Source organism: Paenibacillus sp. AD87 (assembly GCF_001659845.1).
Lineage (GTDB): Bacteria > Bacillota > Bacilli > Paenibacillales > Paenibacillaceae > Paenibacillus > Paenibacillus marchantiae.
This window is the reverse complement of the sequence record NZ_LXQN01000019.1, coordinates 802,072-813,801: the sequence shown is the minus strand read 5'-3', so window position 1 is coordinate 813,801 and position 11,730 is coordinate 802,072. Positions and strand designations below refer to the sequence as shown.

The 11,730-nt window shown below is 48.9% G+C and carries 14 protein-coding genes and 1 riboswitch; all 14 genes read right to left on the bottom strand.

Going from position 1 to position 11,730, the window contains the following annotated elements; all coding sequences use genetic code 11:
* Nucleotides 1–8 precede the first annotated feature (8 nt).
* The 14 genes from gpAD87_RS27205 to spoIIR all read right to left on the bottom strand — a co-directional run bounded on the left by gpAD87_RS27205 (nucleotide 9) and on the right by spoIIR (nucleotide 11,511).
* Nucleotides 9–557, bottom strand: a complete 549-nt coding sequence (locus gpAD87_RS27205) for a F0F1 ATP synthase subunit delta (protein WP_064641894.1) — start codon at nucleotides 555–557, stop codon at nucleotides 9–11.
* Nucleotides 554–1,042 carry a F0F1 ATP synthase subunit B gene (gene atpF, locus gpAD87_RS27200; RefSeq protein WP_063568355.1) on the bottom strand — a complete coding sequence of 163 codons (489 nt, stop codon included), beginning with the start codon at nucleotides 1,040–1,042 and terminating at the stop codon, nucleotides 554–556. The genes gpAD87_RS27205 and atpF overlap by 4 nt, the downstream gene beginning before the upstream one ends.
* A gap of 114 nt (nucleotides 1,043–1,156) precedes the next feature.
* Nucleotides 1,157–1,381, bottom strand: coding sequence for a F0F1 ATP synthase subunit C (gene atpE, locus gpAD87_RS27195; protein WP_062321699.1), 225 nt, complete (start codon nucleotides 1,379–1,381; stop codon nucleotides 1,157–1,159).
* Between the two features lie 76 nt (nucleotides 1,382–1,457).
* Nucleotides 1,458–2,276: a F0F1 ATP synthase subunit A gene (atpB, locus tag gpAD87_RS27190; protein ID WP_063568354.1), complete on the bottom strand. Its 819-nt coding sequence runs from the start codon at nucleotides 2,274–2,276 to the stop codon at nucleotides 1,458–1,460.
* Nucleotides 2,277–2,317: 41 nt separating this feature from the next.
* Nucleotides 2,318–2,698: an ATP synthase subunit I gene (locus gpAD87_RS27185; protein WP_063568353.1), complete on the bottom strand. Its 381-nt coding sequence runs from the start codon at nucleotides 2,696–2,698 to the stop codon at nucleotides 2,318–2,320.
* Complete coding sequence (locus gpAD87_RS27180; RefSeq protein WP_063568352.1) at nucleotides 2,691–2,945, bottom strand: AtpZ/AtpI family protein; 255 nt, start codon at nucleotides 2,943–2,945, stop codon at nucleotides 2,691–2,693. Before gpAD87_RS27180 ends, gpAD87_RS27185 begins: the two co-directional genes overlap by 8 nt.
* 186 nt (nucleotides 2,946–3,131) lie before the next feature.
* Nucleotides 3,132–4,289, bottom strand: coding sequence for a non-hydrolyzing UDP-N-acetylglucosamine 2-epimerase (wecB, locus tag gpAD87_RS27175; protein ID WP_064641893.1), 1,158 nt, complete (start codon nucleotides 4,287–4,289; stop codon nucleotides 3,132–3,134).
* A gap of 223 nt (nucleotides 4,290–4,512) precedes the next feature.
* Nucleotides 4,513–5,142, bottom strand: coding sequence for a uracil phosphoribosyltransferase (upp, locus tag gpAD87_RS27170; RefSeq protein WP_053782842.1), 630 nt, complete (start codon nucleotides 5,140–5,142; stop codon nucleotides 4,513–4,515).
* 423 nt (nucleotides 5,143–5,565) lie between these two features.
* Nucleotides 5,566–6,813 (bottom strand): serine hydroxymethyltransferase, encoded by a 1,248-nt coding sequence (gene glyA / locus gpAD87_RS27165; protein WP_162842473.1) that lies wholly within the window; start codon nucleotides 6,811–6,813, stop codon nucleotides 5,566–5,568.
* A 233-nt stretch (nucleotides 6,814–7,046) separates the two neighbouring features.
* Entirely contained in the window at nucleotides 7,047–7,640 is a 594-nt protein-coding gene (locus gpAD87_RS27160) for a TIGR01440 family protein (RefSeq protein WP_064641892.1), read from the bottom strand.
* Nucleotides 7,641–7,781: 141 nt separating this feature from the next.
* A riboswitch (ZMP/ZTP riboswitch) is annotated at nucleotides 7,782–7,863 on the bottom strand.
* A 116-nt stretch (nucleotides 7,864–7,979) separates the two neighbouring features.
* Nucleotides 7,980–8,552 carry a low molecular weight protein arginine phosphatase gene (locus gpAD87_RS27155; protein WP_064641891.1) on the bottom strand — a complete coding sequence of 191 codons (573 nt, stop codon included), beginning with the start codon at nucleotides 8,550–8,552 and terminating at the stop codon, nucleotides 7,980–7,982.
* A gap of 124 nt (nucleotides 8,553–8,676) precedes the next feature.
* Entirely contained in the window at nucleotides 8,677–9,237 is a 561-nt protein-coding gene (locus gpAD87_RS27150; protein ID WP_064641890.1) for a manganese efflux pump MntP, read from the bottom strand.
* Nucleotides 9,238–9,410: 173 nt separating this feature from the next.
* On the bottom strand, nucleotides 9,411–10,568 hold the full coding sequence (locus gpAD87_RS27145) for an L-threonylcarbamoyladenylate synthase (protein WP_442950745.1): 1,158 nt from the start codon (nucleotides 10,566–10,568) through the stop codon (nucleotides 9,411–9,413).
* Between the two features lie 283 nt (nucleotides 10,569–10,851).
* On the bottom strand, nucleotides 10,852–11,511 hold the full coding sequence (spoIIR, locus tag gpAD87_RS27140; protein ID WP_064641888.1) for a stage II sporulation protein R: 660 nt from the start codon (nucleotides 11,509–11,511) through the stop codon (nucleotides 10,852–10,854).
* Nucleotides 11,512–11,730: the final 219 nt, after the last annotated feature.

Sequence of the window (11,730 nt, the reverse complement as noted above, 5' to 3'; positions counted from 1 at the left end):
ACCCCAATCTACTGTACTCGTCTGTTAAAAGACTGCTCAAGACGTTCAAGCTTGCCAGCCAAGCTACCGTCATAGATCGTATCGCCAATGGCAACTTTCAATCCGCCCAGCAAAGTCGGATCGACAATGTTCTCGATACGGATCTTTTTATTCACACGGCCACCGAATTCACGGGCTACCGCTTCTTGTTCTTCATCATTCAAGGCATAAGTCGAGTACACGCGTGCATCGGCTATGCCGAGCGATTCGCCCTCGATCTTCACATAATCATTCAGCAGAGCTTCCAGCAGTTCAACGCGTCCACGCTCAATCAAAAGCAAGACGGTTTTCAGAACAGGTTCAGACACCTTGCCGTCAAGACTTGTGCGAAGTACGTTCTGTTTTGCCTCTTCAGAGATGTTGGGTGACTCGATAAATTTACCGATTTCCGCATCGCCAGTGATGGCAATTACAACAGTACGTAGCTCTTGTTCGACTTCAAGCACCTTCTGCTGTCCGAGAGCAACTTCAAACAATGCTTTCGCATAACGCTTAGCAACAATCGTATCGCGGCTCATTGTCGGCCTCCTACCTCATTGAGGTATTGGTTCACAAGCTCCTCTTGTGCAGGACCGTTCTCAACTTCTTTTTTGATCAGCTTGGAAGCGATTTGAACGGAAGCTGTACCCAGTTCGCTGCGAAGCGCTGCAACCGCTTTGTTCTTCTCGCTCTCAATCTCACGCACAGCATCGTCTTTCAGGCGATTCGCTTCTGCTTTTGCATCCGCCAGAATCGTTTCAGCCTGTTTGCCGCCTGTTTGTTTGGATTGTTCAATGATGTCATAAGCATCTTTACGCGCTTTTTCAAGAGCCTGCTTCTGTTCCTCAACATAGGCAATAGCCTGATCCCGCGTTTGGGCAGCCTCATTCATTTGCGCCAATACGAGCTCACGACGTTTTTCCATAATGGAGAAAAGTGGACCAAATGCATAACGGCTAAGCAGCCAATATAAAATACCAAATGCTATAATCGCCAGAACTGTATTTTCCCATACGAAATTCAATCTGTTCACTCCTTCCTGAAGGTATCCTCAGGCCGCAACTCCGGTTTACGGACGCTACCTAAAAAGAAGGCGCGGATGGCTGTGGCCTTCCCCGCCAAACCTGCACTGATTTTATTAAGCCGCTCCGTAGAACATGAACGCGAGTACTACACCAATGATCGGCAATACCTCGATCAAACCTACACCGATAAACATTGTTGTTTGAAGAGTGGATTTTGCTTCCGGTTGACGTGCAATACCTTCCACCGTTTTGCTAATTACCAAACCGTTACCGATACCTGCGCCAAGTGCGCCCAATCCTGCAACAATTCCTGCTGCCACTAATGCCATTGCTCCCATTTGTATATCCTCCTTAGAATGTTCGTTCAAATTTTATAGTTCAGCCCTACAGGTTTAACCGTATTGGACCTGAATCTTAATGTTCCTCGTGCGATTCGACGGTTTGTGATATGTATACCATCATCAAAACCGTAAATACGAATGCCTGTATGGCTCCGATGAAAATACTGAATCCCTGCCATGCCGTCAACAGCGGAATTGCTGCAATTGCGCCAATCCATTTGAATGCTGTAAGTTTCATAATCGTGGAGATCAGAACCTCACCTGCAAAGATGTTGGCGAACAAACGCATACCGTGTGTCAACAACTTGGATGCCGTTTCCACAATGTTGATTGGGAAGAACAGCCAGTGTGGTTGGAAATAATGCTTGAGATACGCTTTGGTGTTACGGAAAAGTCCCAATCCATGCGCGATAGCAAATGCGATCAACGCTAGACCCATGGTTACCGAAAGGTCAGCCGTAGGTGATTTCCACCAGGCAACTTCGATATGTGGATGAGCTTCAGGATTCTTCTCATGAGCTTCATGGAACGCTTCTTGGACCGAGACAATTGGCTTGCCAAAGATTTCAGCTTGGCTTGCATCCGTAGCCCCAGTTACAAAGCCCAAAGGGAGACCCAACATGTTTCCCACAAAGATAAACATAATCATTGTGGTTGCCAAGGTAAGGAAATGCTGCCCCTTCTTCATGTCCATCGTGCTCGAGATCAGGTTACGTACAAACTCAATCGCCCACTCTAGGAAGTTTTGCATTTTGCCCGGATTTTCCACTGACAAGTTCCGCGTAGCCAGTTTTGCAACAATAAATACAATGGCGGATGTTACGATCAGCATCAGCAGAACAGACAAATCCAGATGGAACCCACCCAGGTTAATTATCGGAGATTCATGCATATTTTTCTCACCCCTTTCTCATTCGAAAGCTTGCAGCACCTCTATGAGTCTGCTTTGCGGGACAACAATATCCCTATAAATAGTAAGGAAAATTGCGCTATGACCAAGCCAACTACAACCGCATATAAATTGAAGTATTGCGGATACTGCATCGCCACGAAAACAGCGAGTACTGCGAGAGCTGCTCTAGTCAAAAATCCCAGGTTCACACGCTTAAGGTTTCCTTCCGCTGCACCATCCAACATTCTCCTGACTTTGCGACCCAGATAAGACGCGTTGATCCAACTGATCACCGTTCCTAGGGCCAGTCCCAAAGCTATTGTTTCCACACGGGGCAGAAAGGCCGCTGCTAGAAAACAAATCATAAGAAAGTACATGATGAAAACAGTCATCCATCTGCGGTATCTGGTTAGTTCACTCATCACTTTCCCCCATGAATTTTTTCGCGATAAAGTAGATGCTTACGCCGCCTGCTGCCAAAAAAAAGAGAACGCTTACGGCGATCCATATTCCGCTACCCCCGATGGTCTTGTCCACCCAGGAGCCAACGTAATATCCGGCAACAGCGAGAATGGCAATCTCGATTCCAAAAGCTGTCACGAGCCCCATCGCTTTCCATACATTATCGTCATGGTTACGGGATGAATTTGGTTTGTTCGAATCGGCCATTTTCCACGCCACCCTTGCAATCCCAGTTAATTTTACTGAATGATGAGAGCCTTTGTCAATTGAATGATTTTAGCGTTTTAAAGGGGGAAACGACGGGAATACAGGCCCTCAGAGCCCATAAACCCGCGTAAACCGTACAGTTTAACTGTATGCTGTACCCTTTAATAATCCGTTAGAAAAAATGAATTATTTTTTGAATTTTCTGTGAAATGATTCCGGACGTTCACTATTCACACCAAAATGATGCAAAATCGCATTGACAATTCTTTCTGAAGCATGTCCATCACCATAAGGATTGGCAGCCTGACTCATGCTTGCATACAGTGTTTCGTCTGTAAGCAGAGCTTTGGTCCGCTCATATACACGTTCCTCTTCGGTACCCACCAGCTCCAGTGTTCCAGCCTCAATTCCTTCCGGACGCTCCGTTGTATCCCGAAGGACGAGAACAGGCACACCAAACGAAGGCGCTTCTTCCTGCAAACCACCTGAATCTGTCAAAATCAAGTGAGTATGCGGGTAAAAGTTATGCAAATCCACCACGTCTAGTGGATCAATAAGTTGAATACGGGGGTGATTCCCCAAAATCGCGTGAGCCGGCTCCTTCACAGCAGGACTTAGATGTACCGGATACACGATGGCAATATCCTCAAACTCGTCGGCAATCCGTTTGACGGCCCGGAAAATGTTACGGTGAGGCTCGCCTTGGGATTCACGGCGGTGAGCTGTCATCAGCACAAGACGCTTGCCCTGTGCCCAATCTAGTACCGGATGTGTGTAATCCTGCCGTACTGTATATTGAAACACATCTGTTACCGTGTTGCCTGTGACATACGTACTAGACTCCGATTTATTTTCTTTGGCAAGGTTGGAAGAAGACCAGTCCGTAGGTGCAAAATGCAAGTCAGCAAGCACACCTGTTAACTGACGGTTCATTTCTTCCGGGTATGGAGAGAGCTTGTTCCACGTGCGAAGACCGGCTTCCACATGCCCCACCTGAATCTGCTGCAGGAACGCAGCATAGCTGGCTACAAACGTTGTCAGCGTATCACCGTGGACCAACACGATATCCGGCTTTGCTTCACGCAAAACCGGCTCCAGGCCTCCCAGCACACGAATCGTAATTTCATTCAACGTCTGGCGATCTTTCATCACATCCAGATCGTAGTCTGGATGAATATCGAATACTTCAAGAACCTGATCCAGCATCTGACGATGCTGTGCAGTAACGCAAACGATCGATTCAATAGATTCGGGATGTTTCTGCAGTTCCAAAATAAGCGGAGCCATCTTGATGGCTTCCGGGCGCACCCCGAATATCGTCATGACTTTAATTTTCTTGGACATTGAAGCAAAGCCCCTTTTCTATAAGTTCATGTTCAAAAAGTCCGGTTTTCAGTACCAAGAATATGGAATGAAGGTAGAAATGGAGTAGCGGAGCGTAGGGAAAACTACGTGAGCAACGGACATTTCGGCTGAATTTCATATTCGATGCCGATGATGCCCTTGGGCATCCTTCGTAATCAAAATTGGACTTTTTGAACAACCTCTTACAAAGCATGCGATATGCTTATTTAGTGCCGTATAGACGGTCTCCTGCATCTCCCAGTCCGGGAACGATATAGCCGTGATCATCCAGACGATCGTCCAGTGCAGCAACGTAAATGTCTACATCTGGATGCGCATCCTGAACAGCTTTTACTCCTTCAGGAGCTGCAACCAGGTTCATCATTTTGATTTGCGTGCAGCCGCGTTTTTTGAGCACGTCAATAGCAGCAATGGCAGAACCGCCAGTTGCGAGCATAGGGTCGATGACAATCAACTGACGCTCTGTAACGTCCGTAGGCAGCTTGGTGTAGTACTCAACCGGTTGCAGGGTTTCCGGGTCACGGAACAAACCTACATGTCCAACTTTTGCCGCTGGCAGCAATTTAACAACACCATCCAGCATCCCAAGGCCCGCACGCAAAATCGGAACCAGCCCAAGCATACGTCCAGAAATTACTTTTCCTTGTGTTTCAGCTACTGGTGTCTGTACATCAATAGTTTCCAGCTCAACATCTCTTGTAATCTCATAAGCCATCAGTGTAGCCACTTCATCCACCAATTCACGAAAATCTTTCGTATTCGTACGCATGTCGCGTATAAACGTCAGTTTGTGTTGAATCAAAGGGTGATCACATATTACTAATTTTCCCATCTAATTTGTCCCTCCGGTATGTTCTTCATGTTCAGCATTACCAAATATGCCTAATCATCATTCATAGGCCCGATAAATCCTGTATATTATATCATCACCTACTCCGAATTACACCATCAAAGGGCACTTAATCATTACAGAAAACCGAATCCTATAAAAATAGGACCGGAAAAATGAGTCTTCCGGTCCTTTTTGCTCTCGCTGTTATGTCAGTTGAATGTTAAAAATGTGTAAACACTATGAAGCTCCGCAAACCGAATGACCTTCTGATCGCTGTTATCCCCAGAATTCTTTTGATCCATAAATAAATGGTGGAATTCCGGTGATAAAGGCGAGCGCTACGCTTCTTCAGGTTCTTTCGGTTTGCTCCGTCTGTGTGTTTACATAAGAACATCTCAAATACAAACACCATGAGCAAGTTTTTTAGTATTTAAGATCTGTGTACAGTGGGAATTGATCGGTAAGCGCCGTTACTTCAGCACGGGCTTCGTCCAATTTAGCTGTATCTTTAGGGTTTTTCAATGTTTTGGCAATAATCTTACCAATAGCTACCATCGCTTCTTCGTTCATACCACGGGAAGTAGCTGCAGGTGTACCGATACGGATACCGCTCGTTACAAATGGGCTAGTTGGGTCAAACGGAATTGCATTTTTGTTCACGGTAATGCCGATGGAATCAAGTACATGCTCGGCTTCTTTACCTGTGATATTCACGCTGCGTGTGTCGATCAGCATCAAGTGGTTGTCTGTACCGCCGGATACGATGTTCAATCCTTCAGCAATCAGCGTTTCAGCCAATACTTGTGCATTTTTTACCACGTTTTGTGCATACGTTTTGAACGAAGGTTGCAGTGCTTCACCGAATGCTACTGCTTTGGAAGCAATTACGTGCATCAGAGGTCCACCTTGGGAACCCGGGAATACCGCTTTATCAATCGCTGCTGCCCAAGCTTTGCGGCACAGAATCATACCACCACGAGGTCCACGCAACGTTTTGTGTGTTGTTGTCGTTACGAAATGCGCATGTGGAACCGGGCTTGGATGCAAGCCTGCAGCTACCAGTCCTGCAATGTGAGCCATATCCACCATGAACAAAGCACCTACATCATTAGCGATGGAAGCAAGCTTTTCAAAATCAATGATACGCGGATATGCACTTGCACCTGCAACGATCATACGAGGGCGATGTTTAAATGCCGCTTTGCGCACTTCATCATAATCAATCAGGAATGTATCTTCTTGTACACCGTAAGCCACAAAATTGTACAGCAATCCAGAAGCATTAACCGGGCTACCATGTGTGAGGTGTCCGCCATGCGCAAGGTTCATACCAAGCACAGTATCACCTGGTTTCAGAGCCGCAAGGTATACTGCCATGTTCGCTTGTGCACCGGAGTGAGGTTGAACATTCACATGTTCTGCTCCAAACAATTCTTTGGCACGATCACGCGCGATATCTTCTACGATATCCACATGCTCACAACCACCGTAGTAACGTTTGCCTGGATATCCTTCAGCGTACTTGTTAGTAAGTACAGATCCCATTGCCTCAATAACCGCTTCGCTTACGATGTTCTCGGACGCGATCAGCTCAATGTTGTTTTGTTGACGTTTCAGTTCAAGATTCATCGCTTCCAGTACTGCCGGGTCATTCTTGCGCAATTGTTCCATGATTAAATTCCTCCCAGTTATAAGTGAAGTTATAAAGCGAAACTACAGTGGTTACACTCCTGACTTCGATTGCATCACCATCTTCCGATCGCTGTTATCCCCAGATTTTTCTGAACTCCCTTATAATAAGGGGGAAATCCGGGGATAAAGGCGAACGCTTTGCTTCTTCAGATTGGTGTTGCACTCTCCGTTTTCGTGTAAAGTCTAATTTGGCTTTATATAGGTTGAAGATATCAGTCACAAAATGTCGAATCTGGTTGCTCTTCCATACGATACACTGCACGCTCGCCGCCAATCAACTTCGGACGGGTCAGTGCTGTAGTTACACGGGCATCACCGATGTAGCGGAGTGCTGTTCTGAAAGGTACTGCCACATGCCGCAAATGCATGCCAATCATCGTCTCCCCAATATCCAGTCCCGCATGGGCCTGCACATGTTCAGCCAGGCATGGATCGGTCAGCGAGCGATACGCTGCGGATGCCATGGAACCACCTGCTTTGGGCACAGGTATTGCACCCACTTCAGTCAATCCAAGACGTGTAAGCAGTGAACGCTCCATAACCAGCGCACGGTTCAGGTGCTCACAGCATTGGAATACAACATCAAAACCGAACTCCTGCTGCACCTCGCGTATACCCGCAAGAAGCTGGTGCGCTACTTCAACAGCACCGCTTGTACCAATCCGTTTGCCTGCAACTTCACTTGTACTTGTACCGATCACAACGATCTGTCCAGGTCCAAGCTGTCCGGCAAGCGCCAGTTCACGCAGAATGGATGCGGTCTGTTCATGCAATCCGGGTTGTTCCGAATCTAACTCAATAGTCATCCTATCGCCTCCCGATAAAATCATGCCCGGCTTCCTCTTGGCTGCCCTTGGTATTCTCTTGTATGGCATTTCAGGTACTATTATAGCGAATAATCAGATGAAAGACGAAAAAAAGAGCAGTCTGCGGGTAACGCAGAATTGCTCTTTTGCCCAGGCGACCGGCCGTTTGTTCCGGTGCTCCATCGTGGTTATGCCCACTTCGTCGCCAGTTACACCGGATCCCTGTTTTCCCATTCATCATAAAACAACCTGCGTTTAAAATCAATGGGTAATTTACATCCCGTGTACGTTTTTTATATGGAAATCCATCGGTACTTGGGAATGATTAAACGAATCCAATTACTCCAACTTGTCCAAAAGTCTGTCGAGAGCAGTCCGAATCTCTGCCGCAGCGATGTTGTAATCGTCGCGACTGCCGCCAAACGGGTCCGAAATATCAAAGCTCGGAATGCGCTGTCTGATCTCGATTGCCCGCTCACGTTCAGATGCCAAAATCTCCTGACCTAGCGCACGTTTCATTTCGAATGTCGCAAACAGGCTGTCCAATTCCTGAAGATCATTCAAGACTTGCTCGTCATTTTCCGTATACTCTTTCAAGGTATATGTCTTGTGTACCGAGTCAGGAAAAACCTGCATGACATGCTGTTTATGACTGCGTGTCAACGTGAGAATCAGGTCGGCCCAGCCGACTAGGTTCGAGCTAAGGAGCGTCGAATGTGGGGGTCCCTCAACGTTGTGATCCCTTAATACGGCCTCCGCATGACGGGAAATCGGCATGCCCGTTGTTGCGGCTACACCTGCGGAACGAACGTCCACCTGAATGCCCCGCTCAGACGCCAGTTTACGTAAAAGTCCCTCCGCCATGGGGCTGCGACATGTATTCCCTGTACATACAAACAAAATATGTTTCATTGTGGTTAGCCTCCCCATTTTGCAAATGTTGTCGAATCATGTTTGAAACTCCATCTGAACCAATGAAACTCTTAATTATATATTGAAGACTGCACTAGGCTGTAATTATGGTTAACGTCGTTTTTTAAAATATAAACAGAAGTCCAAAAGCGAGCAAGATCGCTCCGCCGACCGCTTCCCCATAATCGCCCATATTTTGGCTCACACGCCGTCCCAACAGCAGACCCATGACGGACATTACTCCACCACAGACACCGAAAGCCAGTACCGTTAACACCAAATCACTGCTGAACATGCCGAGCGAAACTCCAACGGAAAACGAATCTACACTGACACTCAGTGAGAACAGAATCACTCCGAGCAGAGATCGATGATCCACCAGTTTGGTATCTCCCTCCCGGAAAGCGTTCAAGATCATATGGGCGCCGAGCAGGACCAGCAGACCGCCAGCTGCATACGTCGTAATGTCACCAAGCAGGGAACTGACATATTTGCCCGTATACATGCCGATGAGCGGCATGATGATGTGAAACAGGGCCGTTACGGTACTGATTCGCAATACGTCTCTCATACGAATGCCCTTCATGCCAATCCCGATGCCGAGTGAGAACGCGTCGAGTCCGAGAGCGACGGCCATAATCAAAATGGTTACCAACTGCCCTACATGGGCAGACACATCCCACATCCCCATACCCCCAAGTCACGTAAAGGTTCTTGTACACCTTATGCGGACAAGGACATAAACATGACCTGAGAAGACATTTTGCAATCCCGGCTCAAAAAAATTGAATTGCTAGTCGTAACTAGAGGACGGGTGCCAGAGGGAAATATTCATAGCGATATTATGGAAAAATGGAGCTATCGGTCACCGACCTGAATGAGTCGGTGACCTGCCGCCTTGAGCAGCCGGTTCATGACGGCTGCTCCCAGTCCTTCGCGCGAGCAGGCTTCAGCCACAATATATGTGGCGCCCTGCTCATCGCAGCTGCGCAGCGCGGCGTACAGCCGGCGCGCTGCTTCCTCCAGCTCGCTGGCTTCGCCCAGCGAGAACACGGCATCGGCGCGGTACTGCTCCGCGTGCTCGGCGAACGCCAGCACTGCGGTGCGCTCCCCGCGCTGCGCCGCCTCTGCGAGGGCGGCGCTGATCCAGGCCGCCACCGCTGCGGGCGGCCCCTCCACCACGCACAGCGCACCTGTGGGCGCGTAGTGCGTGTACTTCATGCCCGGCGAGCGCGGCGCCGGGCTGTCATCGCCACCGGGCCCCTCGGCGAGCAACGCCGGGTCCGTGGCGACACGGGCGGCAACGGCGGACAGCTGTTCCGCCGTAATGCCGCCAGGGCGCAGGATGGTGACCGTACCGTCGTCACCGACCTGCACCACCGTGGACTCGACGCCCACCCCGGTGGGGCCGCCGTCCACGATGCCGCCGATGCGGCCTGCCAGATCCTCGCGCACATGTGCTGCGAGGGTCGGGCTTGGCCGCCCGGAGCGGTTGGCGCTCGGCGCGGCGACCGGGCATTCCGCCGCCGCGATCAACTGCAAAGCCACCGGGTGATCCGGCATACGCACGGCCACCGTGTCCAAACCGGCGGTTACTCGCGGGGATACCGCCCCTGGCCTAACCGGCAGCACAAGCGTAAGCGGCCCCGGCCAGAAGGCCGCCATCAGCGCCTCCGCTGTGCCATTCACTTCCGTGACCAGTGAATCCAACTGGTCACGCTGTGCAATATGGACAATCAGTGGATTGTCCGAAGGCCGTCCCTTGGCTGCAAATACAGCTTCCACCGCAGCTGTACTGCGAGCATCTGCACCGAGACCGTATACCGTCTCGGTTGGGAATGCCACGGTCTGTTCTTGACGAAGACAGGCTGCGGCATCCTGCAAGTCAGCAAGGGCCTGTTTATATGCACTTCCTTTTGCCACATCATCCTTGTCCTCATTGGTTACCAGTATATTGACATCCCACATACTTGTAACCATTTCCTCTGTACTTTCATCGTTCTCCATGCCTTTCATGGAAGACTGATGCAATTGCTCGTTCTCTCTCGTCATATATCCATCATTCCTAAACTTCAGTAGGGTAGTTAATGCAAGACATTCCGCTTCCGAGATGCCTTCTTCGCTTATGTTTTCTGATTCCTATAATTATAACATATCTGCTCTGCCCAAGGATGCGGTCTGAATCTTCCCAGCGATTAACATCATGCGATCTTTGACTCGAGCCTATGATAAAACAAAAGGGCACTTCCATGAATCGAAGTCCCCTGATAAAGCTTATATCCAGCAGCTTGTTATGCAGTTATGCAAACAATCCCGTCACCCAATCCCACAATTTGACCGCCATATCCCACAGGAAGAAACGCGCTTCTGGTGTAGCTGCCTGCACAGATGCTTGTGCGTCCCCAGGCTCTGCGGCAGCTGCAGATGCTGTTGCAGGCTTCGCCAGCGCATCACCTGTTCCTGCATCTATGAAGCATAATGGTGGAAACAACACACACCACCAGTTTTGTCCCTCACCTTTTCCCAGTGTTATCCGCACTGCTTCGTAATCTCCAGCCGGATATACGGTACCTCCATATAATTTGGTTGGAAATGGAACAACCCCAAGTTCCACCTGATATGAATAGGTTAAGCCACGATTGGCAAGCTCTTCTCCCACACGATCCTCGATTTCAGATAAATGCTGACGGATGACCCCACGCGCTTCTTCCAGACTTTGCGGATTCTCCAGTTCGGTTACCCACCCATTCATTTGGGCAACGACGGCGTCCCGAATCTCTCGTTTGACCAACTGATCTCCCGCTGCATCCGAGTTTGCGAGAATACGCAAGCGAATGGATTGTTCCGGAATCGCTGTGGCCGCCACAGCTGCATCCGTTTTCTGACCTTCCCACATCATAATAATCATCATAAGACATACAATTATAAGTCCATTTTGTTTCACGATTCTTCTGCTCATTCCGTTCTCCCCCTCGGCTCCCGTGATCATGATCCCTGTAACTCTCTCATGTCTATCAGTATGCCCGGAAGAGACGGAAGTAAACCTGCTAGATTACAAATCTACTAAAATTTTAATAGGAGGGTAAGATTTAAAACGAAAGGACTGTTAGCTCGCTTTATGTCTGGCGGAAATCAAAGAAGCACCTGCCTACGGAACGCTTGTCGGCTGGCACTTCTT